This is a genomic window from Ruegeria sp. D3, from assembly GCF_056534465.1.
Genome location: NZ_JBQFPK010000006.1, coordinates 80,269 through 104,334 on the forward strand (window position 1 = coordinate 80,269; position 24,066 = coordinate 104,334).

Below are 24,066 nucleotides of genomic sequence, written 5' to 3' on the forward strand. Positions count from 1 at the left end.
CATAGCGTCCAAAACCGCCCATGCCGCAGCGCCGCATAACAAGAGAATGTAACAACCGCACAAGAGTTGTGCTGAATATCGGCGGGTTGCCAATCAGATGTCTAAAGTGTGCTCTTTCTCCCAGCGTGAGAAATGGCTGACGAAGGAATTCCATTCCTGATGCTTCATCTTCAGGTAGGCGCTGGAAAATTCGTGCCCCATCGCCGCCTTCAGCCCCGCGTCACTGTCATAGGCGCGCAGCGCGTCCAGCATGTTCAGCGGCAGTTTCGGTGCGTCGGTTACGGTGTGACCCTCAGCATACATGTCGATATCATGACGCGGGCCGGGATCGGCTTTGGAGCGCAGCCCGGACAGCCCCGCCGCGATGATCACCGCCTGCAACAAGTACGGGTTTGCTGCACCGTCCGCCAAACGCAGCTCGAACCGGCCCGGACCGGGCACGCGCACCATATGGGTGCGGTTGTTGCCCGTCCACGTGACGGTATTGGGTGCCCAGGTCGCGCCCGACATGGTGCGCGGGGCATTGATGCGTTTGTAGCTGTTCACCGTGGGGTTGGTGATCGCAGCCAACGCGCTGGCATGTTTCATAATCCCGCCGAGGAAATGTTTGCCCTTTTCGCTAAGGCCCACTTCTCCGGTCGGGCCGTCACCTTCACCCGCGAATACGTTGGTCTTGGCATCAGCCCCCGGTGCATCCCAGACCGAGATATGGGCGTGACAGCCATTACCTGTCAGTCCCTCGACCGGTTTGGGCATGAAGGTAGCGCGAAACCCGTGTTTCTCGGCCACGGATTTAGTCATGAACTTGAAGAACGAATGCTTGTCGGCGGTGCGCAGAACGTCGTCGAATTCCCAGTTCATCTCGAACTGGCCATTGGCGTCCTCGTGGTCGTTTTGATACGGGCCCCAGCCCAGATCCAGCATGTAATCGCAAATCTCACGCACAACGTCATAGCGGCGCATCACCGCCTGCTGGTCATAGCAGGGTTTGGCGGCGGTATCGAACGGGTCGCTGATCTGTTCGCCATCGGGGGTCAACAGAAAGAACTCGGCCTCGACCCCGGTTTTGACATGCAGCCCTTCGGCGGCGGCCTCGTCGATCAGACGGCGCAGAACGTTGCGCGGGGCTTGGGCCACGTCTTCACCCTCCATCACACAGTCTGCTGCAACCCACGCAACTTCGGGCTTCCAAGGCAGCCGAATGACCGAGGACGGATCGGGCACCGCCAACATGTCAGGGTGCGCCGGGGTCATGTCCAGATAAGTGGCGAACCCGGCAAAGCCTGCGCCTTCGATCTGCATCTCGGCGATGGCTTGTGCAGGGACCAGTTTGGCCCGTTGTCCACCGAACAGATCGGTGAACGAGATCATGAAGTATTTGACGCCTTTTTCCTTGGCGAAAGCAGCCAGATCTGTCGTCATGGTCGGCTTTCCTTTCCCTGTTGAACCCAAAAGAAAAGGCGCGGCCCCGGTCAGGGTCGCGCCCGCTTGTCTCAGAACCCCGGCTTGCCCGGATACCACTCTGTCCCCGCCAGAGGCACGCGCGCCATGGCGGCAGCCTCCATCGTCAGGGCGCACAGGTCTTCGGGCTCCAGATTGTGCAGATCGTTGTGGCCGCAGGCGCGCGCGATGGTCTGCGCCTCAAGTGTCATGACCTTGAGGTAATTGCGTAGACACCGCCCGGCCTCAACCGGGTCAAGGCGCGCCGCCAGCTCCGGGTCTTGCGTGGTGATGCCGGCCGGATCGCGGCCTTCATGCCAGTCGTCATAGGCCCCGGTGGTGGTGCCCAGCTTCTGATACTCGGCCTCCCATTTCGGATCATTGTCGCCCAAGGCGATCAAAGCCGCCGTGCCGATGGCCACCGCATCTGCACCCAGCGCCATTGCCTTGGCCACGTCAGCACCGTTGCGAATACCGCCCGAGATCACCAGTTGCACCTCGCGATGCACACCCAGATCTTGCAATGCCTGCACGGCGGGGCGGATACAGGCCAGCGTCGGGATACCCACATGTTCGATGAACACGTCCTGCGTGGCCGCAGTGCCGCCCTGCATCCCGTCCATCACCACCACATCAGCCCCGGCTTTCACCGCCAGCGCCGTGTCGTAATAGGGTCGCGTCGCGCCGACCTTCACGTAGATCGGCACCTTCCAGCCCGTGATTTCACGCAGTTCGAGGATTTTGATCTCAAGGTCATCCGGGCCCGTCCAATCCGGGTGCCGACATGCCGAGCGCTGGTCGATCCCTTTGGGCAGGGTCCGCATCTCGGCCACGCGGTCGCTGATCTTTTGGCCTAGCAGCATCCCGCCGCCGCCGGGTTTGGCGCCCTGCCCCACCACGATCTCAATCGCATCGGCCTTGCGCAAATCGTCGGGGTTCATGCCATAGCGCGAAGGCAGATACTGATAGACCAGTTTCGAGGAATGACCGCGTTCCTCGGGTGTCATACCGCCGTCACCGGTGGTGGTCGACGTGCCCGCAGCGGACGCTCCGCGACCCAGCGCCTCTTTCGCGGGGCCGGACAACGCGCCGAAACTCATGCCTGCGATGGTGATCGGAATATCCAGCTGTATCGGGTTCTTGGCAAAGCGCGTGCCCAGCGTGACTGAGGTGTCACAGCGTTCGCGATAGCCTTCCAGCGGATAGCGGCTGACCGAGGCCCCCAGAAACAGCAGATCGTCGAAATGCGGCACCTTGCGTTTCGCGCCGCCACCGCGAATGTCATAGATGCCCGTTGCCGCCGCCCGCCGAATTTCCGCGTTGACCGGGTTTGAAAACGTTTCAGACTGTATCGGCATCGTGCGTGGTGTGTGATCGTCCATAACGGTCTTCCTCAGTATTCTGCCGCGTTGTCGACATCGAAATTATACAGCTGGCGGGCCGAGCCATAGCGTTTGAACTCTTCGGGCTTGGCATCCGCGCCTGCGCGGTCCAGCAGGTCGGCCAGTAGGGTCAGATGTTCGGGGCGCATCTCTTTTTCGATGCAATCCGCGCCCAGACTTTTGACCGAGCCGCGCACGAATAGCCGCGCCTCGTACAATGAGTCCCCCAGCGCGTCACCCGCATCGCCGCAGACCACCAGCGTCCCCGCCTGCGCCATGAAGGCGGACATATGGCCGATATTGCCATGCACCACGATGCTGATCCCCTTCATGGAAATTCCGCAGCGCGAGCTGGCATTGCCCTTGATCACCAACAACCCGCCATGGCCCGTGGCCCCGGCATATTGACTGGCGTCGCCTTCAACGATCACTGTGCCCGACATCATGTTCTCGGCCACGCCCGGCCCGACCGAGCCTTCGACCCGAACGGTCGCCTGCTGGTTCATCCCCGCACAGTAGTACCCGGTCGAGCCTTTGACCGTGACCTCAATCGGAGCGTCCAAACCAACAGCGATGGCGTGACTGCCCTTGGGGTTCTGAACCTGCCACTGGGTCTGGTTCGCCTCGGTGCTTTGGGCCTGAAGGGCGGCGTTCAGCCCGCGCAGGCCCTGTTCGGCAACATCATAGCTCTGCATTTTAGTGGCTCCAGAAATAGACGGTTGCAGGTTCGGGTTCCCAGACGCGGGCATCCTCGATCCCCGGCAGGTTGACCAAGGCGCGGTATTCGCTGCCAAAGGCCACGTACTGATCGGTCTCGGCCATCACCGCCGGTTTGCAGGCGATGGGGTCGCGAACCACGCCGAACCCATCCTTGGTGCCGACCACAAAGGTAAAGAACCCGTCGAGATCCTCAAGGCTGCTTTCCAGCGCCTCGCCCAAAGTGGCCCCATTTTGCATCCTCCACGTCAGATAGGCCGCGCCAACCTCGGTATCGTTCATGGATTCGATGCGCACGCCTTCACGCATCAGTTTGCGGCGCAGCGCATTGTGGTTGGACAGCGATCCGTTGTGCACCAAGCACTGATCCGCGCCGGTGTTGAACGGATGCGCCCCTTCTGTGGTGACGGCAGATTCAGTCGCCATGCGTGTATGGCCAATCCCGTGGCTGCCGGACATCGAGGTCAATTGGAATCGCTCCGCCACCTCCCGAGGCAATCCAACTTCTTTATAAATTTCGATCGTATCGCCGTCGGACATGATCCGCAGGCCAGGGCGCAATTCCCTCAGGGCCTGCCGCGCAGCGCTGACTTTGTCGTTGGCCATGCTCAGAACCGCATGAGTGTCATTGCGACCCAAGCTGACGGGGCTGGTCAAGACATCGGCCAAATCTTCGGCCAGAGTCTGAAAATCCGCGTCCGGATTGTCGGATTGCACGGTGAGCTTTGCCTGATCTCCGACAGGTCCATAAATCGCGATCCCGGCGCTGTCCGGGCCGCGATCCGTCATTGTGATCAGCATATCTGTCAGCATCGCGCCCAATTGAGGCTCGAGCGTTTTGTCCTTCAAAAAAAGGCCGACAATTCCACACATGTGTCAGCTTCTCCTGTATTGAGTTGGGCAGACGCTAACACCTGAACTTCAGGTTATCAACAAGGGGAAATTAATATTCATAAGGGGAATATTTTCGGCTATCTATTTCCCCCGCATTCAAAAATCACGGAGAGCAACCCCGCAAAACCTCAGCAGCGGTTTATCAATCGCCGAATCGTGGCTAACGCGTCTGCGGATATGAGATGATCGACAGGTAGCGGGCTGGCAGTTTGCGCAACACCTCGGGTCCATGCGGTGCGTCCGCATCAAAGAACAACGTGTCACCCGGCACCAGCAAATAAATTTGATCGCCGTGTCTGTAATCGACTTCGCCTTCAAGCATATAGAGCATTTCAATCCCGTCATGCTGGAACGTCGGGAAAGTGTCGGATTCTTCCGTCAGCGTGATCAGATAGGGTTCGACCACAACACCGCTGGCATTGGACCCCATATGACCCAAAAGGCTGTATTGATGGCCTGCGCGTGTCCCGGCCCTCTCGGTTTCAATGCCTTCCCCCGCTTTGGTGTGGGTTGCGTTTCGGGTTTCTTCATATCTGCGGAAAAATGCAGTGATCGGCATGCTTAGGGCATTGGCCAGAGATTGCAGCGTCGTCAATGAAGGCGATGTGTATCCGTTTTCGATTTTTGACAGCATACTGATGGATAACCCGGTCAGCCCCGACAATTCCGCAATTGTTACACCCTGCTGCAACCTCAACGCGCGGATTTCCCGACCGATCGCCGTTTCGAGATTCTTTTCACCGGGGTCCCTGACCTTGTGGGGATCCTGAGAAAACTGAGGTTTGGACCTATCGTTTGATGCTTTCACCAACCTATCCTTAACGCCTTTCGCTTCGTCGTTATCGCCTGCAATTTTCCTGAAGGGAAACATATTTTCAAAACTACATTCCTGCGCAACCTCCGGTGATTTGTGTTGACCGGCGATCTGATCTCGGGCAGTGACGCATTTGATGGTTCCCTGGGGCATGCTCCAGCGGTGAAAAGGGAATACGGTGAGGTTTAAGTGCCAAGTCCGTAACTGCCCCCGCAACTGTAGGCGGTGAGCGAAGCCAATATCCCACTGACGTGAATAATGTCGGGAAGGGTGGCCAAGCCTCGACTCGCAAGTCAGGAGACCTGCCATCGCAACCGAAACCAACCCGGGGCGGGGCGTCCTGGAAGGAGGCTTGATGGTACCTCTTACGCCTTTATGCGCGACCGCGTTTCAGTACGGCCCCAGCGGCCGTGGAACAGGCGCTTGATGGTCGAGACCACTGATCATTTCGTTCTGATCTGCGCGACCTGTCAGGGTCTGGAGGCAGCGCAGCACATTGCGGATGCCTTGTGCCCTGAATTGCCTGCGGGTTTCGCAGTGCGCACAGTAGATTGTATGGCTGGATGCGATCACCCGGTCACTGTCGGATTTCAGGCCCTGGGAAAAGCCCAATACCTGTTTGGTGATATCGGCAGCGAGCAGGAGCTGAATGCTCTTGCCCAATTCGCCGCGCAATACCTGGGCAGCGCAACTGGTTGGACAAAGGCCACAGACAGGCCTGCGCCTCTGATAACTAAGACATTGGCGCGCATGCCGGCGTTGGCTGTTCGAGAAGCTCGATGATGAGCAGACCCTTCCTGCAGGCGCGTGGTGTAGCCTACTATTCTTTTCACGGTGACGTTCTGTTGCAGGACATCTCGTTCGATCTGGAAGAGGGGTCGGTTCTGGCCATTGCCGGTCCGAATGGCGCTGGCAAAACCACTCTGCTGAACTTACTATGTGGCGCTGAAGCTCTGTCTGAAGGCGACGTTCTGGTGCAAGAGCAGAGCTTGAAAACATTGTCAGCGACGGAGCGCGCCCGAAAAATTGCCGTCGTTAGTCAGCAGGAATATCCCGATGGGCGGTTGCATCTGCGTGACTATGTGGCACTTGGGCAAATTCCAATTCGCTCGGACCGCTCCTCTGAAGATCACGCAAACGACTTGACGCGAATTCTGGACCTGACCGGCCTTATGGAGCTTGCCGACAAGCGCATGGCAGTGTTGTCGGGTGGCGAACGTCAGCGCGCCCATATCGCGCGTGCGCTGGCGCAGAACCCTACTCTTCTGTTTTTGGACGAACCGACGAACCATTTGGATCCCGACGCCAAAGGGCGGATGCTGTCGCTGGTCGCTGGACTGGGGATAACTGTCATAATGATTGTCCATGACATTGTCATGATCCCCGAATTCGCCACCCATGTCGCATTAATGAAATCTACCCGGCTGACCGGCTTTGGCCCTGTTTCGGAGGTCCTGACGACTCAACATGTGCGCGACACGTTCGGCGTCGACTACTTGTTCTTTCAGCACGACGGTCGGATGATCCCTGCGCTGGACATACGAAAAACCACTGTTTCCCAACCCTCCAGGAGATTTCCAAAATGAAACATATCTTGTCCGTGGCTCTGGTTATGGCCATGGCGGGCGGTGTTGCTGCGCATGAAGTGACCGTAGACAATTGTGGTGAACCGTTAGTGTTTGAAACCCAGCCCGAACGGTTGGTCGTACATGACATGAACATGACCGACATGGCCTTTGCGCTGGGTCTGCAAGACAAAATCGTCGGCCTCACGGGCATCACCGGCTGGTACAAAACCAGTCCTGAATTCGACACGCTTCGTGGAGATATCCCCGAACTGGCACCGAAATATCCATCGGTGGAAAATATTGTCGCGGTAGAACCCGATCTGTTCTTCGCCGGCTGGTACTATGGAATGCGTCCCGGTGGTGATGTAACGCCAGAAACACTTGCCCCGTTCGGGATCAAAACCATGATCCTGACTGAAAGCTGCGTTCATTTGCATAAAGACCGCCCCGAGGCCAGCATGGACCTTTTGTTTGACGACATTCTGCGACTGGGCAAAGTCATGCATGTCAAAGACAAGGCCGAAGCGCTTGTATCTGGTTGGAAGGATGAACTGACCGCAATCGAGGCACAAACCGCAGACTTACCGAAACCTCGAGTGTTTCTGTTGGATGGCCCGGCGGACGCTCCGTTCACTGCTGGGAAATACGCAATCCCCAACGCTATGATAGCAGCGGCGGGTGGTCTCAACGTTACCCGTGATATGGACACAAGCTGGGGTCGCACGTCATGGGAAACCGTGGCAGCCGCGAACCCTGAGTTTTTAGTGCTGTTGGACTATCAAACCGGAAACGGAGCCGCGGATACGTTCAGGTTTCTGCAAGAACATCCTGTGATGTCACAAACCGACGCGGTCAAAAACGAGCGCTGGATCGGTTTGCGGTACGAAGAATTGACCCCTGGGCCGGCAAACATTCAGGCCATCGCAAAATTGGCAGCAGCCATGCGCACGGGTCTGAACTGATTTGGGCCGTCTGGGGCTGACACTTTTGATGGGGGTGGCCATTCTGGCCGCCCTTCTTCTGGTTTCGACAATCTACGGAACCACATCCATTCCTCTGTCCGATACGGTCTTAGCTATTCTGCTCGGCGCTGGTTTGGTCGAGGGAGACATGTCACCCCTTCACCGCATCGTCTTCGACCTGCGCCTGCCCCGCGCGCTTTTTGCCGCCGTGATCGGCGCTGGCCTTGGAGTTGTTGGAGTCGTGCTGCAAACGACTACGCGAAACGATCTGGCCGACCCGTTCCTGTTCGGTCTTTCCTCCGGTGCGGCGGCGGGGGCAGTGTTCGTCATTACGGTGACTGGTGACATACTGGGGTTCTGGACTTTGCCGATAGCAGCATTTTGTGGGGGTCTGGTGGCCTCGGGCATTGTGCTGGCTCTTGTCCACGGGCTGCGAACCAGTGCACCGGAAAAGCTAATCCTGGCTGGGCTTGCCGTGTCGTTTCTGTTCTCGGCGTTGACTAATTACCTGATTTTCGCAGGTGACAACCGTGCTGCGCATTCTGTCATCTTCTGGATGCTGGGCGGATTGGGTCTGGCGCGTTGGGAAACCTTTCCGCTCGTATGCGCGGGTTTGGTCCTAATTCTGGTCTATTCACTGTATCGCAGCCGTTGGCTGGACGCCTTGTTGACCGGTGACATGACGGCGTCGACACTGGGTGTCCCGGTCCAGTCGCTGCGGTTCAAGATGTTCTTTGTTGCCGCTCTGGCTACGGCTGTATTCGTTTCGGTCGCCGGGGTGATCGGGTTCGTCGGGCTGATGGTTCCGCATATCGCGCGCGGAATTGCCGGACCACTGCACACCCACTTAATCCCTGCGGCCGCGGTGGTCGGCGCTGTTCTGCTGACCGGGTCCGATATCCTCAGCAGACTGCTGCTGGCCCCGCAAGAACTGCCGGTCGGCATAGTGACCACCTCGTTAGGGTCCGTTTTCGTGTTCATTTTGTTGCTGAGAACTGCAAACGCGAAACGGTAGGTCACACCGAGCCTGTTCTCTCATTCTTGGGCTGCAAACTGTGGTCACCCGTCAAATTCCGACATTCATTTAAAAATATATCCTAGATCAACCTTAAGAGTGCCCAAAAAATGATCTAAATCAAAACCTGCTCGGTTCAAAAACGCTAAGCGGAAATTAGCAAACAAAAGAAACGACGAGAGCCAGGTCTAAAATGGACCAAGTGACGACCCGTCGCGCTTTCCTGCGCGCCCGATTTCAAGAAGAGGACGGCAAAATAGCCCGGCCTCCGGGATCGGTCGGCCAGGTCTTTTATGATCAATGCACAAAATGCCGAGACTGCGTCGTGGCTTGCCCCGAAGGCGTTCTTTCAATCGCGGCAGATGGATTTCCCGCGTTCACTCCAACCGAAAATCCCTGCACGTTTTGCGGCGCGTGCGCCGAAGCCTGCCCAACACCGGCGCTTGATATCAGCCGATTGGCCCTGTGGCCATGGCGCGCGTCGCTTGAAAAGCAAGCATGCCTATCCATGAACGGCGTCAGCTGTCGCATCTGTCAGGACAATTGCGAGCAGAACGCAATCCGATTTTCGCTCCAAACCCAAGGGCGCGCGGAACCCGCTTTGAATGTTGACGCGTGCAATGGATGCGGATTGTGCGAGGCGCTTTGTCCTGCTGACGCACTTACACTGAAGCATAACCCTCAACCTCAAATGGAAGCGATACAATGAACATCTGCGGTTGCCTTGCCCATGTCGCGCCGGACTATGCTGCCAATGCGGCGCAATCCATGGCCGCAACTCCGGGCGTCGAACTCCACGCCCAGACCGAAGACGGCCGTTTCGTCGTCGTTGTCGAAGATACCCCTGAACGCCTTGCGTCCGAGACCATCATGGATCTGCACCAGATCCCAGGGGTCGTGTCTCTGACGTTGACCTATCACCATTTCGAGGACCTCGCAGAGACCCGCCCGCGTCCCGATGCCCCAAGCCAAACCACCAGCCGGAGGCTCACGCTATGACACATTCTGAATCACGCCGGACATTCCTCAAGGCCACTGCGGCCACAGCCACAGCCTCGGCCGCCGGTATTCCGCTGGCCACAGGCGCAGCCGACGCTCAGGCGGCAACGCCGGATATCCGCTGGGACAAAGCCGCGTGCCGGTTCTGCGGAACGGGCTGTTCCGTTTTGGTTGGCACCAAGGAAGGCCGCGTTGTGGCCACTCAGGGCGACCCGGACGCGCCGGTGAACCGCGGCCTGAACTGTATCAAGGGCTATTTCCTGTCCAAGATCATGTATGGCAAAGACCGCCTGACCACTCCGTTGCTGCGCAAAACCAATGGTGAATACGACAAGAATGGCGAGTTCGAACCGGTCAGCTGGGACGAAGCCTTTGATGTCATGGCCGCCAAGTGGAAAGAGGCGCTGGCCAAGAAAGGCCCGACCAGCGTGGGCATGTTCGGCTCGGGTCAGTGGACGGTCTGGGAAGGCTATGCCGCCGCCAAACTGATGAAAGCTGGCTTCCGCTCGAATAATATCGACCCCAACGCGCGCCATTGTATGGCTTCGGCTGTTGTTGGGTTCATGCGGACCTTTGGCATAGATGAGCCGATGGGCTGCTATGACGATTTCGAGCACGCAGATACATTCGTTCTGTGGGGTTCCAATATGGCCGAAATGCACCCCATCCTGTGGTCGCGCCTGACAGACACGCGTCTGACCAAACCGGGCTGCGAAGTTCATGTCCTGTCAACATTTGAACATCGTTCTTTCGAATTGGCGGACAATGGCATCGTGTTCAACCCACAGACCGATTTGGCGATCCTGAACTATATCGCCAACTACATCATTCAGAATGGTGCGGTGAACGAAGACTTCGTCAAAAAGCACGTAAACATCACCAAGACGGCAACCGACATCGGTTACGGCCTGCGCGACGAAAACCAACTTCAGCAAGACGCGGAAAACCCGAACTCGGGCAAAATGGAACCCATCAGCTTCGAAGAATATGCCAAAGCTGTTGAGCCATACACTTTGGAATATGTATCTGAACTCTCAGGTGTTCCCGCTGACAAGCTTGAGAAACTTGCGAAACAATATGCGGATCCAAACCGGAAAGTCATGAGCCTTTGGACCATGGGTTTCAACCAGCATACGCGCGGTTCTTGGGTGAACTCGCTGATGTATAACGTCCACCTTTTGGTTGGCAAGATTTCCGAACCCGGCAACTCGCCCTTCTCGCTCACCGGCCAACCATCTGCCTGCGGCACCGCCCGAGAGGTTGGCACATTTGCCCACCGCCTGCCCGCGGACATGGTTGTCGCGAATGACGAGCACCGCGAGATTTGTGAAACCGCATGGAAAATTCCCGAAGGTACAATCCCGCCCAAACCGGGCTTCCACGCTGTTTTGCAACACCGAATGCTGAAAGACGGTGTGCTGAATGCATATTGGGTTCAATGCAACAACAACATGCAAGCCGCCCCGAATATCAATGAGGAAGGGTACCCCGGTTATCGCAATCCTGAAAACTTCATCACAGTTTCAGATCCCTATCCAACCGTCACCGCAGTTTCAGCTGACCTGATCCTGCCAACGGCTATGTGGGTCGAGAAAGAAGGCGCATATGGCAACGCCGAACGCCGCACTCAGTTCTGGCATCAACAGGTTAAAGCGCCGGGCGAGGCTAAGTCCGACCTTTGGCAGCTGATGGAATTCTCGAAGCGCTTCACCGTAGAAGAAGTTTGGGGCGAAGAGCTGCTGGCCAAGATGCCAGAGCATCGCGGCAAAACGATGTTCGAGGTTCTGTTCCAGAACGGGAATGTGGACAAATACCCGCTTTCTGAAACCGCCGAAGGTTTCGACAATGACGAAGCAGAACATTTTGGGTTCTACGTGCAGAAAGGATTGTTCGAAGAATACGCTGAATTCGGGCGCGGTCATGGGCACGATCTGGCACCGTTCGAAATGTACCATCAGGCACGCGGCATGCGTTGGCCGGTCGTGGACGGTAAAGAAACGCTTTATCGTTTCCGCGAAGGCTATGATCCCTATGTACCCAAAGGGGCCGACGTGAAATTCTATGGCCACAAAGACGGCAAGGCCAAAATCATCTTCGCACCTTATGAACCTGCTGCTGAAGAGCCGGATAATGAATACGATTTGTGGCTCTGTACTGGTCGGGTTCTGGAACACTGGCATTCGGGTTCGATGACCCGTCGGGTTCCGGAATTGCACCGCGCCTTCCCGTCAGCCGTTGTTTTCATGCACCCCGACGACGCACGGGATCGCGGTCTGCGGCGCGGTCAGGAAATTGTTTTGTCCACTCGCAGGGGCGAGGTGACCAGCCGGGTCGAAACCCGCGGGCGCAACAAGGTACCACGCGGACTGGTGTTCATGCCTTGGTTTGACGAGCACCAGTTGACCAACAAGCTGACGCTGGATGCAACCTGCCCGCTATCGAAGGAAACCGACTACAAGAAATGCGCCTGCAAGGTCGAGCGCGCGTAAGAGACTGGCAAGGCAAAGGTAAGACCCATGTCAGGTGTTGGCTCTCCCCTCTCGCCGCAGCGGCGCCGGTTCCTTCAGGACTCGGCGCGCGCCGCAGGTGGCTGCGTGGCGGCCGGGTCCATGTTGGCCTGGCTGGCGCGCGACGCGCGGGCGTTACCAGCCGAGGCATTGCGTCCCCCCGGAGCCTTGCCGGAACAAAACTTCCTGTCAGCCTGTATCCGTTGCGGCCTGTGCGTGCGGGATTGCCCCTACGACACGCTGAAACTGGCCGAACTTGGCGTCGATGCCGTCGCCACCGGCACACCCTATTTCACCGCTCGCGACGTGCCATGCGAGATGTGTGACGACATTCCCTGTGTCGCCGCCTGCCCCACTGGGGCGCTGGACCCTTCGCTGGACAACATCGACGACGCCGATATGGGCGTGGCCGTTCTGGTCGATCAGGAAAACTGCTTGAACTTCCTGGGGCTGCGGTGCGACGTCTGCTACCGCGTCTGCCCCGTGATTGACGAGGCAATCACGCTTGAGACCGCGCATAACACCCGTTCGGGTCACCACGCGCTGTTCCTCCCTACCATACACGGCGACCGCTGCACCGGTTGTGGAATGTGCGAGAAAAGCTGCGTTCTACCGGAAGCCGCGATCAAGGTTCTGCCCACCCGGCTGGCACGCGGTAGCAGTGCCGACCACTATCGCAAAGGCTGGGAAGAAAAGGCCGCTAAAGGCGCGCCCGTGGTCGAAGGTATCATCGACCTGCCCGATCGCCTTCCCGGACCGGGTACCGATAATCTGGTCGCGCCGGGCGGCTTTGCGCCGGAATACAATTTGCCGGGGGCCGGACAATGAGCACCCGCACCCATATGCCTGTCGGACAGGAAGCCATCGAAGTCAAAGGCTGGATCGGCGCGCACAAATACCTGCTGCTGCGCCGTGCCTCTCAACTGTTCTTTCTGGTTCTGTTTCTGCTGGGCCCGTGGTTTGGCATCTGGATCATTCAGGGCACGCTGGCCGGGTCGCTGACCCTTGGCGTGCTGCCGCTGACCGACCCGCTTGTGCTGTTGCAAAGCGTGGTTGCCGGGCACTGGCCCGAGCTTACCGCCCTGATCGGAGGCCTGATTGTTCTGGTCGCCTACGCGCTGATCGGCGGTCGGGTTTATTGTTCCTGGGCCTGCCCGATCAACCCCGTAACCGATGCCGCCCATTGGCTGCACCGCAAGCTGGATCTGCCCAAAGGCTGGCAACCCAAACGCGGTACCCGACTGTGGATCCTAGCTACGGTGCTGATCGTTTCGGGTCTGACCGGCGTCATTGCGTGGGAGCTGATCAACCCGATTACCATGCTGCATCGCGGGCTGATTTTCGGCGCGGGCTTTGTCTGGGCGATGATCGTTGCGATCTTCTTCTTCGACCTGTTCGTGTCACGCCACGGATGGTGCGGGCACCTGTGCCCGGTCGGAGCATTCTATGGCCTGATTGGCACCAAAGCGATGTTGCGTGTCAGCGCGCCCAATCGCGCAGCCTGTGACGACTGCATGGATTGCTTTGCCGTTTGCCCGGAAAACCACGTCATCTCACCCGCGTTACGCGGCAAAACCGGCACCACACCGCTGATCCTGTCGCCCGACTGCACGAATTGCGGCCGCTGTATCGATGTCTGCGCGGTCGATGTCTTCAAGTTTACTCACCGGTTCGACGACCAGGTCGCCGCGCCTTTCGATCCCGTTCCCGCGCCCGAGAGGCGCGCAGCCAGACCTACCTAAGGGAGTGCCAAGATGAACAAGCCAATCCTGACCGGCGTCACCGCCCTGATCCCCGTTTTACTTCTGAGTAGTTTCGCCCTTGCCCAATCCGCGCAAGTCGAAGCCCTGCGCGGGGCCGAGGTTGATGAACCCGTTCCACTCGATCAGGTCCACCGCACTATCGAAGGGCGTATGCAGAGGAATTACCGACAGCAACCTCCGCTGATCCCGCATTCAATCGACCAGTACCAGATTGATCTGCGGACCAACCAATGCCTGTCCTGCCACGACTGGACAAAGGCCGGTGAGCGCAACGCACCCACTTTATCGATGACGCACTACCTGGATCGCGAAGGACGTGAACTGGATCAAATCGCCGGTACTCGGTACTTCTGCAATCAGTGTCATGTTCCGCAGGCAGACACGCCCGCGCTCGTCGACAATGTTTTTGAACCTTCTTCCGGAAACTGATCCAACGCTTGACTGAAAGGAGCACCGACATGGCAGACTCCCCCGAAAAACGCGGCTGGATAGACCGCATCTGGAACGCGATCTGGACACCGGCCGTCATGTTCAGCTCGGGTTTTCTGGTGCTGGCAGGTTTTCTGGCTGGCATCCTGTTCTGGGGCGGGTTCCACTGGACCCTGGAACTGACCAACACCGAGGAATTCTGCACCTCGTGTCACACGATGGAGACCAATCTGGGCGAATACCGCGAAACGGTTCACTATAACAACCACTCGGGCGTCCGGGCTATTTGTTCGGATTGTCACGTTCCCCATGAATGGAACCACAAAATCAAGGCCAAGATCATGGCTGTCAAAGACGTTTATCACGAGTTGGCTGGCACAATCAGTACGCCTGAAAAATACGAAGACCATCGCCTGAGTATGGCCTCGGCTGTGTGGAAAAAGATGAAGGCATCGGACAGTCGCGAATGCCGCAACTGCCATAATTTCGACTACATGGACTTCACTATTCAGGAAACCCGCGCCGCGTCCGAACACCAAAGGGCGATCGACAACAACATGACATGCATCGACTGCCATCAGGGCATCGCACACAGCCTGCCACCCGGATACCTGGAACAATACCAAGAGGTGACGGAAACTCTGGCGAGCAAAGCGTCTGGAACGCTGCAAGATCAGGTTGCTGATAGCAGCGCAGAAATCCGGTCATTCCTGACCAAGCAGGCCGACTGAGAAAGGGCACGATATGCTTGAACTTCTGGGAACAATCGGCGCCAACATTATCAGCCTGCCGGGCATCTTGGGCCTTGCGCTGGGTATGATGACCCGCAACCTGATGCTAGGCGCGGTTATGGGCGGTGTCGTCGGTGTGCTTGAAACGCTTATCTTCGCACACTGGTCCTTTGCCAATATCCAGACCATCGAATTGGTTATCGCAGTCGTCGTCGGCTTCTGCGCCGGAGCACTTGGATCGGCGATCCGCATCAAAGGTGCGACTGTCTAACCAAACGGTATCGGCGACGCGAACCTTCGCGTCGCCTACGCGCTTCCCGTTGCGCGCCTGAACGCTCAACTTGATCCAAATCCGTTTCCACCGCATGATCCTGCAATGGGTTTTGAAGTCGGAACATGGCTGCAAGAACTTGGGTTGGGTCAGTACACTGATGCGTTTCGGCAAAACGACGTCGACGCGCGTGCGCTGCCTCTGCTTACGAATGACGACCTCAAGGAAATAGGGGTGTCATTGGGCCACAGGAAAATCCTGCTGGCTGCCATTCAGGAATTCGATCAACAAGACCATGTCTATTCTTCGGCTACTTCTTTGCTTCCGGATCAAGCGGTCAAAAACGATGAGGCCGAACGCCGGCATCTGACGGTGTTCTTCGCTGATCTTGTCGGCTCGACAGAACTGACGAACCAATTGGACCCCGAAGACATGCGCCTGCTGTTGCAAACCTATCAGGACGCAGTTGCAGGTGCGGTATCACGCTATGGTGGCTTTGTCGCCAAGTATCTTGGCGATGGATTGCTGGTCTTTTTTGGTTGGCCGCGTGCATTCGAAGACCACGCCTTGCGCGCGGTTAAGGCCGGTTTAGAGGCTATCTCCCGGGTTCAAAAGCTCCGGACGCCTTCCGGTCAACCGCTGGCCGCACGTATAGGCATCGCAAGTGGCGATGTAGTTGTTGGCGATACAATCGGCGAAAACACACATGAAGAAGGCGCGATGACGGGCCCAATCCTCAACCTTGCTGCTCGGTTGCAGGAAAAAGCCCCGCCGAACACGGTTGTTCTGACCCAAGAGGATTCGCAAGCGATGCTACATCGTATTTTCGAATTCTCGTCGCTTGGGCGCGTCGACCTTAAGGGATTTGAAGACCCCCGAGAGCTCTTGCAGGTGGTTAGTGAAAGGCAAGCTGAAAGCCGGTTTAAAGCAGCACATCGTGATGACGGATCAAACCAGCTTGTTGGGCGCAGTTCCGAAAAGGGTATCCTGCAACAAACCTGGCTTCGCGCCCGCGCAGGACAGGGTGAAGTCATTCTGCTGACCGGAGAAGCGGGCATAGGAAAATCACGCCTGACAGAAGAATTTCTGAACGACGTTACGAATGCAGGTCAGGCTGATATCATCAGACTGAATTGCTCGCCATATCTAACCAGTAGTCCGTTCCATCCTGTAACCGAGCGAATATCGCAGGATGCAGGAGTGGAGCCAGGCTTCGACGACGACCAGGTGTTGCGCCACGTCCGGGCCATGCTCGAAGCGCGGCAAGGCATCGACTTGGATCAGGTTCTTCCCGTTTTTGCAGCCTTGGTCGCCCCCGCAAGCGCATTGGCTCGGGATATTCTGGACCTGTCTCCGCAGGAACAGCGCGACATAACTGTGCAAACGTTGATAAAGACGGTGCAGGCGCGGTCGCAGGTTAAACCGGTCGTTCTGTGCGTCGAGGATGCGCATTGGATCGACCCGTCGACGAACGCCTTGCTTGATCGGTTCCGGGCGATCTGCGCAGATTTGCCGCTGATGATCCTGATCACGCACCGCCCTGGCTGGGAACTACAGCGCGACGCCGGCGATGCGCACGTCCAGACCTTGCACCTGCGTCGTTTCAACTTTGAACAAGTTGAAAACCTGATCCAAAACATATCGGGCCAGTCACCAGGCGCGTCTCTGGTTCGCCTGATCATGGAAAAAACCGACGGCGTGCCTCTATTCGTCGAAGAACTTACCAGCGCATATATGGAAGCCGGAGAAGAAAATCTGGCCGTTCCGTCTTCGTTGAAGGGCGCATTGATGGCCAGGCTCGACGCTGTGTCGCCAGAGGCAAAGCAAATGGCGTTGACAGGCGCGGTCATCGGTCGCGAGTTTGCGCTGGACCTTCTGGCGGAGGCAATTGATCTGGAAAGACCGGACCTGCAGTCGGGGCTGGCAGAACTGGTGGAAACGGGACTTGTTTTCGAAAGCGGACACAGCCGCGGCCAATTTGTTTTCCGGCATGCCCTGATCCGCGATACCGCATACCAATCCATGCTGTCTGCGACCCGAAGAACCCAACACGCAAACGTAGCCAAGGCCCTGACACGTCTGCGATCGGCCGAGATTGCGCGCCGACCTGAATTGGTAGCAAGGCATTTGACCGAAGCAGAAGATTGGCAGGTCGCGTTCACGCAATGGAAATTGGCAACAGAAATGGCCCTTGCCCGGTCTGCCAGTCAAGAAGCGATGACCAACGCGACCGAGGCACTTCATGCTGCAGAGAAACTTGGAACGCAAAACAGCGCAGAAACAATTACGGCGATGGTTCTGGTTGGGCGCAGCTACGACAGCCTCGGGGATCTGCCTCAAGGGATTGCCAAGCTCAAACAAGCCTCCGACGCGGCCCGAACACTGGGACATGCCGAACTGTCCGCAGACATCGCGCAGCACTTCGCGGATTCGTGCATGATGTCCAGCCAACGTCACAATGAGGCGATCTCATTGTGTCTTGAGGCACTGAATGGTCTGCCCGAAGACGACGAAAGACGCCAGTGCCAGTTGATGAGCCAACTCGCTCGGGCCTATATGTTTATCGGTCAGTTTAGTGAAGGGGCGGAGTACGGCCACCGCGCCATGAAACTGGCGGCAAATCTCGGTGACTACAAATCGCAGTTCTCAGTCATGATGATGCGTTTTGGTGCCCCGTTTGTGGCTCGGCAGGATGAAGAGGCGCGAAATTGGCGGCAAAACCTGCAAGCCATGCACGACGTCGCCGAAAAACTGGGCACGATTGACCAAGGGCGCGACCGGACCCTCAGCCTGTTTGTTGGGGCCGAGATGGCTGACAGGGTTATGCTTGACCGCTCGCTCAAGCTGCTGACAGAGGTCTCGCAAAAGGACAATCACCTGCAGCTTTACTGGGTTCAAATCCACGCGCGCGCGATGGTTGCCATCATGGAAGGCGCTTGGCAACAAGCCGAAGCATTCGCGACTGAGGCTGTAAAGATCGGCCGAAAAACCCACGGTAAACACATCGAAGGTGTTTTCGGTGTGCAGATGTTCACGATCCGACGCGAACAGAACCGGCTTCACGAGGTCGCTCCGGTGATCAAGAAACTGATGGAGGAAGACCCCGACGACATCACTTGGAAACCTGGCTTTGGTCTTATCGCCGCCGAGTTGGGCTATTCCGACCCGGCCGAACGGATTCTCAACGAATTGGCGGCAAACCGGTTCGACCTACCGGCAGATGCCATGTATTCAACTACGCTGTCATATCTTGCGGATATTTGTGTCGCGGTTGGCAGGCAAGACCATGCGCAAACGCTGTTTGACCTGCTTTTGCCCTACGAGGACCTGACGATCACTGCTGGTGCCACCACCGTTTGCACCGGGGCGGCCGCACGCCGGCTAGGCAATCTGGCAACCTTGCTGGGCGATCGCGACATCGCGGAACATATGCTGACCAAGGCAATCGAGATCGACACAAATATGGCCAGCCCACCTTGGATCGCGCACAGCAAGGCTTCATACGCGTCTGCTTTGCGAAAATTCGGGCATAAGCAGAACCTCGAACATGCGTTTCACCTAGAGGCCGAAGCGTTGGCAATCGCACAGAATTTGGGTATGATTTCCCTTATGTCTAAGCTTGAAGGAACGGTCACTTAGTTCATAAACGCATGCCCTGGGGGTGCATATGCCAAGATATATTATAGAACGCCATTTCGCCGAACAGCTGAATATCACGGACGACGGCAAAGCGCACATCAAGGAAATCAACGATGAGGAGGGGGTCGAATGGATCTTCTCGTTCCTTAGTGCCGATAAACGCAAAACCTATTGTCTTTACGAAGCGCCTGACGAGGAAAGCCTGAGAAAAGCAGCCGCGCGCCTGAATATTCCGGCAGATGTTATAACTCCGGTAGATCGGATAGATCCGGGAGTTTTCGCGTAAGACGCAATAATTGAAACTCCAATTTCTATCAGAGGCAAGTGGCAAGAGACCTTCCATTATTAAGGAAGGCATCGATTATGTTCGACGTAAAAACTCTGCATGGGACTTCGGCCCAAGTTGACCAGTCTTCACTGGATGATCTTAGTGCGGCTTTACGCGGTGGCGTGTATTGCGAAGGTACTGCGGAATACGACGCAGCACGCACAACCTGGAACAGTATCGTGGATCGCCATCCTGGATTCGTCATTCAGGCTTTGGGTGCAAGCGACGTACAAAAGGCAGTGAATTTTGTAAGGGACGCTGGTCTGGTCATGTCAGTTCGATCGGGCGGACATCAGATCGCCGGTCACGCTGTTGCTGACGATGCGGTTATGCTGGACTTGTCCCAGATGCGATCAGTCCACGTAGACCCGATGGCCAGAACCGCTCGAGTCGCACCTGGCGCCTTGCTGGGCGACGTTGACCGCGAGACGCAGGCCCACGGCTTGGCCGTTCCGCTCGGGATCAACTCGACAACCGGTACAGCCGGATTGACCCTGGGTGGAGGTTTCGGCTGGACCACACGCAAGTTTGGCATGACTATCGACAACCTTCTTTCAGCCGAGGTGGTCACAGCGGAAGGTATGATCGTCACTGCATCACCGTCCAGCCACCCCGATCTATTTTGGGCAATCCGTGGTGGCGGGGGGAATTTCGGCGTCGTCACCTCGTTTGAATTCCAACTGCATCCTCTCGGTCCTCAGGTCCTATCCGGACTGATTGTTCACCCCATCGAAGCCGCGCCAGGCTTGTTGGCCGAGTATGTGCAAATAGCGGATTCTGCACCCGATGAATTGACAGTCTGGAGCGTGATGCGCAAAGCGCCCCCTTTGCCCTTCCTGCCCGAAGAATGGCACGGGCGGGAAGTTCTGATCTTTGCCGCCTGCTATGCCGGCCCCATGGGAGATGGCGAGGACGCCATGAAGGAACTACGCGGGTTGGGCTCTCCGATTGTGGATGTCATTTCGCCCCACGCCTTTGTGGACTGGCAGGCGGCGTTTGACCCGCTTTTGACACCGGGTGCACGGAACTACTGGAAAAGTCACGATTTCAGCACGTTGTCATCAGATGCGATAACGGGGTTGCTGAATGGTATCTCCAGCTTGCCCGACCCGGCATGCGAGGTGTTTATTGCGCATGTGGGCGGTGCCATGGCCCGCGTGTCTTCCGACGCCACCGCATATCCGGAACGGTCCGCGCATTTCATCATGAACGTCCATACCCGGTGGGAGGACCCTCAAAAAGACGACGAATGCATTGCATGGGCACGCGCGCTCTATGATCGTATGACGCCCCATGCCACCGGCAGCGCCTATGTCAATTTCATGCCCGAAGATGAGGCCGATCACATGGCCGGTGCCTACGGTGAAAACGGGATGAGGCTGGCCAAAGTCAAGGCGCAGTATGATCCGGAAAATCTGTTCCGGCTTAACCACAATATTCTGCCCGCCTGACGCGTGGCGCTATACGTGAAAAGACGATCGGGCCAACCAGCTGCTGAGGTCTTTCTCTGCTGCTACGATGGCTTCGTTGTTCAAAATCTGAGACGTCATTGCTTTTGAAACGGCGCGGACACGTTTGTTGATCGCGACATCGCCGGTATCAATCAGCAAATCGTTCACATCCAGTTTTTCGTATATCGAAAGCAGTCGGTTTTGTATCGTCCGCAGCGCCAGTTTGCGACGGGCAGCAATCGCCTTATCCGGCAAGCCAAGCGCAAGATCGGTCAGGATGGCTAGTTCAACCTCGGTCAGGGCTTCACCGGACCGGCTCTGATCTCTTTGAATCTGATGAATCTCGCGATCCACCATGATCTGAGCCTCAAGCAACACCGCACGCAGAGCCAGATGCATCCGGGATGGGCTGGCCGTCTTTAGGACATAACCATAAGCCGCCTCTTTCGGCACGATCCGAGCAATGCCACGCAGGTAAGCCTCATCCGAATAGTTCGACCAGAATAGGATACGCGTGTCAGGTCGTTCTGACCAAATGGTGCGTGCGGCCTCGATACCATTGCGCTCTTTCATGCGCAGATCCATGACAATGGCTTCAACGGCGTCCTGGCGGGCCTGAATTTCTCCGTCTCGGCCATTTGTCGCCAGACTCACTTCTGACGCCTCGGGCAACGCTTCCTGAACCAATTCCTTCAAGTAATTGGCATGCATAGCGTCGTCTTCGACCAACAGAACTTTCATGCACTCACCTTTCTGTTGGGGCATTCGGACACCGGAAGACAAACACTGATTTCAGTGCCTTCAGAACACCGAATGTCAAACTGCGCAGCGATCAATCTGGCGCGTGTGCGCATATGGGTCAGACCACCAGACGCCTTTTTTGCCTCGAGTGCGGAGGCGCTTGCGCCATTGTCCCTGATCCGCAAGTGAAGCCCTTCGCGACATTCGATCTCGACCAGGATCGAAGAAGCATCCGCATGACGTACAGCATTGTTGATGGCTTCTTGTGCAATCCGAAACAAAGCGATCCGCTTGGTTTGTGGCAGGTCATCTATCAGACCATCAGAAAAATCACGCACGTCGATCTCGATGTCCTGATCAGCGCCTACCGCGCGCTCTAAATGAGTCCGGACAGCGTGTTGAAAGCCAAACAGCTCCAACAACGATGGAATGGATGTATCGATTATTTCCCGCAGACCCTGAATGCAGATCTGCAAATTGCCGCGGAGCACTTCGATGTCTTTAGCTGTCTTACACCGCTCCAACTCACGACTGATACGGGTCATGTCGGCCAAAGTCTGATCATGCAAGTCCATGCCGATCCGTTGGCGCTCCAGTTCCAACGCATCTGTCAGGCTAAGTGCACCTAGACGCAACCCTTCCTCACGGGCTTGTAGTTCCGCACGCATGATCGCTTCGCGCCGTGTTTGTTCATTTGCACGCAAGGCATAGAAATATGGGGCAAGGATATCTGCGATATTGCGCACTTGTTCCAAGGCCTGTTCATCGTAGAAATCGGGCTTTCGGGAAGAACAGTTCAGCGCCCCGATCGTACGGCCAAGTACCTTCATCGCAACATTCACGCGGCTGCGCATTTCATGTCTGATGATGGGTCCGCAGTCTGCGCCTTCGAAAACGTATCGCGGGTCCTCCAAAGCATTTCCAGTGAGTAGACTGTCACATTCACCGCGCAGTATATCGCGTACCGGAGATACCTCGACAGGAGCCCGCGTACGGCTCCAACTCGTGCGAAGACCTACTTCGTAGCTTGTGTTCCAGTATCCTTTGTCGTCGATGAGACAAACATCCAAATGATCGACCTGCAGAATGCGGTCAATCTCGGACTTGACCGAGCGCAGCGCGGATTTGATGTCCAGGTTTCCCGCCAGGTGGTTGGAAATTCTAAGGTAGTAGGCAAGATCAGCCATCGACGCACTTTCGGTAAATTGGCCAGCACACCAGAGTATAGAAGTCTGCCCCGATCCTGTCATGCGGATTACCGCAACAGTTTTGCGGGAACCCGCAAGCTTTGCGCGCATCCTACTCTTAACCTTTCGCACCTGCCGGGGAATCTTTCCGACATCGTCCCGGAGGAGCGGGCGCGGTATTTGTGCGGCGGATCGGCCGCCGAGGGAGGAAAGAATGACACTCAAGGCCATTATGCTCGGCGCAGCCGCCGGGATCACGGTATTCGCAGCCACCAACGTCGTGGCGGACACATCTGACAAGCGCATCGCCTTGTCCAACAACTATGCCGGTAATTCATGGCGCCAAGCGATGCTGGAAAGCTGGCAAAAAGTCGGAGAGGCCGCGGTTGCAGACGGTAAAGTTGCTTCCGCTGATGCCTTTACGACGTCCGAAAACCAGGCCACCGAGCAGGCTGCGCAAATTCAAAACATGATCCTGCAGGGGTATGATGCGATCGTGATCAACGCGGCCTCGCCCACAGCGATCAACGGCGCCGTCAAAGCTGCCTGTGACGCCGGAATTACCGTTGTATCCTTTGACGGTATCGTACAGGAACCCTGCGCATGGCGTATCGCCGTCGATTTCCAACAAATGGGTCGCGAGCAGGTCAAATACTTGGCTGAACGCTATCCCGAAGGCGGTAACCTGCTTGAAATCAGGGGCTTGGCAGGCGTTTTCGTGGACGATGAAATCAGCGCCGGCATCCATGACGAAGTGAAGAACTCCAACTTTGAAATCGTGGGTTCGGTCCATGGCGATTGGGCTCAAGACGTGGCCCAGAAAGCCGTTGCGGGTATTTTGCCCAGCCTGCCCGAGATTGTCGGTGTCGTGACCCAAGGCGGTGACGGCTATGGGGCCGCACAAGCCATCGGAGCCACCGACCGAGCAATGCCAACCATCGTCATGGGTAACCGGCAGGATGAGCTGCAGTGGTGGTCAGATGAAAAATCCGCGAACTGTTATGAAACGACTTCGCTGTCGATTGCACCCGGTGTCAGCACCCTGGCTTTCTGGGTGGCGCAGCAGGTTCTGGACGGAAATGAGGTGCCCAAGGACCTTACCGTTCCCTTCCTGGCTATTTCACAGGACGAACTTGAAGACGCGTTGAAAACCACGCCCAAGGGTTCGGTTGCGAATGTCGAATACTCCTTGGAAGATGCCAAGGCCGTGATCGCTTCGTCCAAGTAA

At 56.9% G+C, this 24,066-nt stretch carries 23 protein-coding genes and 1 riboswitch; of the genes, 16 read left to right on the forward strand and 7 right to left on the reverse strand.

Annotation, left to right across the window (positions count from 1 at the left end; all coding sequences use genetic code 11):
* Nucleotides 1–93 precede the first annotated feature (93 nt).
* The 5 genes from glnT to ACR0DX_RS10555 all read right to left on the reverse strand — a co-directional run bounded on the left by glnT (nt 94) and on the right by ACR0DX_RS10555 (nt 5,241).
* Entirely contained in the window at nt 94–1,422 is a 1,329-nt protein-coding gene (gene glnT, locus ACR0DX_RS10535; protein WP_170355140.1) for a type III glutamate--ammonia ligase, read from the reverse strand.
* 71 nt (nt 1,423–1,493) lie between these two features.
* Nucleotides 1,494–2,822 carry an FMN-binding glutamate synthase family protein gene (locus tag ACR0DX_RS10540; RefSeq protein ID WP_170355141.1) on the reverse strand — a complete coding sequence of 443 codons (1,329 nt, stop codon included), beginning with the start codon at nt 2,820–2,822 and terminating at the stop codon, nt 1,494–1,496.
* Between the two features lie 11 nt (nt 2,823–2,833).
* Nucleotides 2,834–3,517: a GltB/FmdC/FwdC-like GXGXG domain-containing protein gene (locus tag ACR0DX_RS10545; RefSeq protein WP_170355142.1), complete on the reverse strand. Its 684-nt coding sequence runs from the start codon at nt 3,515–3,517 to the stop codon at nt 2,834–2,836.
* Nucleotide 3,518: 1 nt separating this feature from the next.
* On the reverse strand, nt 3,519–4,412 hold the full coding sequence (locus tag ACR0DX_RS10550; RefSeq protein ID WP_170355143.1) for a class II glutamine amidotransferase: 894 nt from the start codon (nt 4,410–4,412) through the stop codon (nt 3,519–3,521).
* A 181-nt stretch (nt 4,413–4,593) separates the two neighbouring features.
* The gene (locus tag ACR0DX_RS10555) at nt 4,594–5,241 is read right to left on the reverse strand and encodes a helix-turn-helix domain-containing protein (RefSeq protein WP_480846060.1); all 648 of its coding nucleotides are present in this window, start codon (nt 5,239–5,241) and stop codon (nt 4,594–4,596) included.
* A gap of 126 nt (nt 5,242–5,367) precedes the next feature.
* Nucleotides 5,368–5,571: riboswitch (cobalamin riboswitch) on the forward strand.
* A 102-nt stretch (nt 5,572–5,673) separates the two neighbouring features.
* On the opposite strand from ACR0DX_RS10555, the gene ACR0DX_RS10560 reads away from it, so the two are divergent.
* The 15 genes from ACR0DX_RS10560 to ACR0DX_RS10630 all read left to right on the forward strand — a co-directional run bounded on the left by ACR0DX_RS10560 (nt 5,674) and on the right by ACR0DX_RS10630 (nt 20,910).
* Entirely contained in the window at nt 5,674–6,030 is a 357-nt protein-coding gene (locus ACR0DX_RS10560; protein ID WP_170355145.1) for a DUF1636 family protein, read from the forward strand.
* Nucleotides 6,030–6,833, forward strand: coding sequence for an ABC transporter ATP-binding protein (locus tag ACR0DX_RS10565; protein WP_353391988.1), 804 nt, complete (start codon nt 6,030–6,032; stop codon nt 6,831–6,833). Before ACR0DX_RS10560 ends, ACR0DX_RS10565 begins: the two co-directional genes overlap by 1 nt.
* The gene (locus tag ACR0DX_RS10570; RefSeq protein ID WP_170355147.1) at nt 6,830–7,777 is read left to right on the forward strand and encodes an ABC transporter substrate-binding protein; all 948 of its coding nucleotides are present in this window, start codon (nt 6,830–6,832) and stop codon (nt 7,775–7,777) included. The genes ACR0DX_RS10565 and ACR0DX_RS10570 overlap by 4 nt, the downstream gene beginning before the upstream one ends.
* A 1-nt stretch (nt 7,778) precedes the next feature.
* Nucleotides 7,779–8,792: a FecCD family ABC transporter permease gene (locus ACR0DX_RS10575; RefSeq protein ID WP_480846063.1), complete on the forward strand. Its 1,014-nt coding sequence runs from the start codon at nt 7,779–7,781 to the stop codon at nt 8,790–8,792.
* A 193-nt stretch (nt 8,793–8,985) separates the two neighbouring features.
* The gene (gene napF / locus ACR0DX_RS10580; protein ID WP_170355148.1) at nt 8,986–9,501 is read left to right on the forward strand and encodes a ferredoxin-type protein NapF; all 516 of its coding nucleotides are present in this window, start codon (nt 8,986–8,988) and stop codon (nt 9,499–9,501) included.
* Nucleotides 9,498–9,791, forward strand: coding sequence for a chaperone NapD (locus ACR0DX_RS10585; RefSeq protein WP_170355149.1), 294 nt, complete (start codon nt 9,498–9,500; stop codon nt 9,789–9,791). The genes napF and ACR0DX_RS10585 overlap by 4 nt, the downstream gene beginning before the upstream one ends.
* Nucleotides 9,788–12,280, forward strand: a complete 2,493-nt coding sequence (gene napA, locus ACR0DX_RS10590) for a nitrate reductase catalytic subunit NapA (RefSeq protein ID WP_170355150.1) — start codon at nt 9,788–9,790, stop codon at nt 12,278–12,280. The genes ACR0DX_RS10585 and napA overlap by 4 nt, the downstream gene beginning before the upstream one ends.
* Nucleotides 12,281–12,307: 27 nt before the next feature.
* Nucleotides 12,308–13,126: a ferredoxin-type protein NapG gene (napG, locus tag ACR0DX_RS10595; protein WP_170355151.1), complete on the forward strand. Its 819-nt coding sequence runs from the start codon at nt 12,308–12,310 to the stop codon at nt 13,124–13,126.
* Nucleotides 13,123–14,040, forward strand: a complete 918-nt coding sequence (gene napH, locus ACR0DX_RS10600) for a quinol dehydrogenase ferredoxin subunit NapH (RefSeq protein ID WP_170527632.1) — start codon at nt 13,123–13,125, stop codon at nt 14,038–14,040. The genes napG and napH overlap by 4 nt, the downstream gene beginning before the upstream one ends.
* 12 nt (nt 14,041–14,052) lie before the next feature.
* A complete protein-coding gene (locus ACR0DX_RS10605; RefSeq protein ID WP_170355153.1) occupies nt 14,053–14,490 on the forward strand; it encodes a nitrate reductase cytochrome c-type subunit in 438 nt (145 codons plus the stop codon).
* Between the two features lie 29 nt (nt 14,491–14,519).
* Nucleotides 14,520–15,221 carry a NapC/NirT family cytochrome c gene (locus ACR0DX_RS10610; protein ID WP_170355154.1) on the forward strand — a complete coding sequence of 234 codons (702 nt, stop codon included), beginning with the start codon at nt 14,520–14,522 and terminating at the stop codon, nt 15,219–15,221.
* A 13-nt stretch (nt 15,222–15,234) separates the two neighbouring features.
* Nucleotides 15,235–15,492 (forward strand): hypothetical protein, encoded by a 258-nt coding sequence (locus ACR0DX_RS10615; protein ID WP_170355155.1) that lies wholly within the window; start codon nt 15,235–15,237, stop codon nt 15,490–15,492.
* A 105-nt stretch (nt 15,493–15,597) separates the two neighbouring features.
* Nucleotides 15,598–19,131 (forward strand): AAA family ATPase, encoded by a 3,534-nt coding sequence (locus ACR0DX_RS10620; protein ID WP_170355156.1) that lies wholly within the window; start codon nt 15,598–15,600, stop codon nt 19,129–19,131.
* 28 nt (nt 19,132–19,159) lie between these two features.
* Nucleotides 19,160–19,417 carry a DUF4242 domain-containing protein gene (locus tag ACR0DX_RS10625; protein WP_170355157.1) on the forward strand — a complete coding sequence of 86 codons (258 nt, stop codon included), beginning with the start codon at nt 19,160–19,162 and terminating at the stop codon, nt 19,415–19,417.
* 77 nt (nt 19,418–19,494) lie between these two features.
* On the forward strand, nt 19,495–20,910 hold the full coding sequence (locus tag ACR0DX_RS10630; RefSeq protein WP_170355158.1) for an FAD-binding oxidoreductase: 1,416 nt from the start codon (nt 19,495–19,497) through the stop codon (nt 20,908–20,910).
* A 9-nt stretch (nt 20,911–20,919) separates the two neighbouring features.
* Here ACR0DX_RS10630 and ACR0DX_RS10635 read toward each other — a convergent pair whose 3' ends face one another.
* Together ACR0DX_RS10635 and ACR0DX_RS10640 are read right to left on the reverse strand one after the other, a co-directional pair.
* Nucleotides 20,920–21,651: a response regulator transcription factor gene (locus ACR0DX_RS10635; protein WP_170355159.1), complete on the reverse strand. Its 732-nt coding sequence runs from the start codon at nt 21,649–21,651 to the stop codon at nt 20,920–20,922.
* Entirely contained in the window at nt 21,648–22,838 is a 1,191-nt protein-coding gene (locus ACR0DX_RS10640; RefSeq protein WP_480846069.1) for a GAF domain-containing sensor histidine kinase, read from the reverse strand. The genes ACR0DX_RS10635 and ACR0DX_RS10640 overlap by 4 nt, the downstream gene beginning before the upstream one ends.
* Nucleotides 22,839–23,052: 214 nt before the next feature.
* On the opposite strand from ACR0DX_RS10640, the gene ACR0DX_RS10645 reads away from it, so the two are divergent.
* Nucleotides 23,053–24,066 carry an ABC transporter substrate-binding protein gene (locus tag ACR0DX_RS10645; RefSeq protein ID WP_170355161.1) on the forward strand — a complete coding sequence of 338 codons (1,014 nt, stop codon included), beginning with the start codon at nt 23,053–23,055 and terminating at the stop codon, nt 24,064–24,066.

What these genes read in the sequence shown, in the direction of transcription:
- ACR0DX_RS10615 (WP_170355155.1), top strand. Translation starts at nt 15,235, where the DNA reads ATGCTTGAACTTCTGGGAACAATCGGCGCCAACATTATCAGCCTGCCG.
- glnT (WP_170355140.1), bottom strand. Translation starts at nt 1,422, where the DNA reads ATGACGACAGATCTGGCTGCTTTCGCCAAGGAAAAAGGCGTCAAATAC.
- ACR0DX_RS10565 (WP_353391988.1), top strand. Translation starts at nt 6,030, where the DNA reads ATGAGCAGACCCTTCCTGCAGGCGCGTGGTGTAGCCTACTATTCTTTT.
- ACR0DX_RS10540 (WP_170355141.1), bottom strand. Translation starts at nt 2,822, where the DNA reads ATGGACGATCACACACCACGCACGATGCCGATACAGTCTGAAACGTTT.
- ACR0DX_RS10635 (WP_170355159.1), bottom strand. Translation starts at nt 21,651, where the DNA reads ATGAAAGTTCTGTTGGTCGAAGACGACGCTATGCATGCCAATTACTTG.
- ACR0DX_RS10645 (WP_170355161.1), top strand. Translation starts at nt 23,053, where the DNA reads ATGACACTCAAGGCCATTATGCTCGGCGCAGCCGCCGGGATCACGGTA.
- ACR0DX_RS10570 (WP_170355147.1), top strand. Translation starts at nt 6,830, where the DNA reads ATGAAACATATCTTGTCCGTGGCTCTGGTTATGGCCATGGCGGGCGGT.
- napH (WP_170527632.1), top strand. Translation starts at nt 13,123, where the DNA reads ATGAGCACCCGCACCCATATGCCTGTCGGACAGGAAGCCATCGAAGTC.
- ACR0DX_RS10550 (WP_170355143.1), bottom strand. Translation starts at nt 4,412, where the DNA reads ATGTGTGGAATTGTCGGCCTTTTTTTGAAGGACAAAACGCTCGAGCCT.
- napA (WP_170355150.1), top strand. Translation starts at nt 9,788, where the DNA reads ATGACACATTCTGAATCACGCCGGACATTCCTCAAGGCCACTGCGGCC.
- ACR0DX_RS10625 (WP_170355157.1), top strand. Translation starts at nt 19,160, where the DNA reads ATGCCAAGATATATTATAGAACGCCATTTCGCCGAACAGCTGAATATC.
- ACR0DX_RS10605 (WP_170355153.1), top strand. Translation starts at nt 14,053, where the DNA reads ATGAACAAGCCAATCCTGACCGGCGTCACCGCCCTGATCCCCGTTTTA.
- ACR0DX_RS10545 (WP_170355142.1), bottom strand. Translation starts at nt 3,517, where the DNA reads ATGCAGAGCTATGATGTTGCCGAACAGGGCCTGCGCGGGCTGAACGCC.
- ACR0DX_RS10630 (WP_170355158.1), top strand. Translation starts at nt 19,495, where the DNA reads ATGTTCGACGTAAAAACTCTGCATGGGACTTCGGCCCAAGTTGACCAG.
- ACR0DX_RS10640 (WP_480846069.1), bottom strand. Translation starts at nt 22,838, where the DNA reads ATGGCTGATCTTGCCTACTACCTTAGAATTTCCAACCACCTGGCGGGA.
- ACR0DX_RS10620 (WP_170355156.1), top strand. Translation starts at nt 15,598, where the DNA reads ATGGGTTTTGAAGTCGGAACATGGCTGCAAGAACTTGGGTTGGGTCAG.
- ACR0DX_RS10610 (WP_170355154.1), top strand. Translation starts at nt 14,520, where the DNA reads ATGGCAGACTCCCCCGAAAAACGCGGCTGGATAGACCGCATCTGGAAC.
- ACR0DX_RS10560 (WP_170355145.1), top strand. Translation starts at nt 5,674, where the DNA reads ATGGTCGAGACCACTGATCATTTCGTTCTGATCTGCGCGACCTGTCAG.
- ACR0DX_RS10585 (WP_170355149.1), top strand. Translation starts at nt 9,498, where the DNA reads ATGAACATCTGCGGTTGCCTTGCCCATGTCGCGCCGGACTATGCTGCC.
- napG (WP_170355151.1), top strand. Translation starts at nt 12,308, where the DNA reads ATGTCAGGTGTTGGCTCTCCCCTCTCGCCGCAGCGGCGCCGGTTCCTT.
- napF (WP_170355148.1), top strand. Translation starts at nt 8,986, where the DNA reads ATGGACCAAGTGACGACCCGTCGCGCTTTCCTGCGCGCCCGATTTCAA.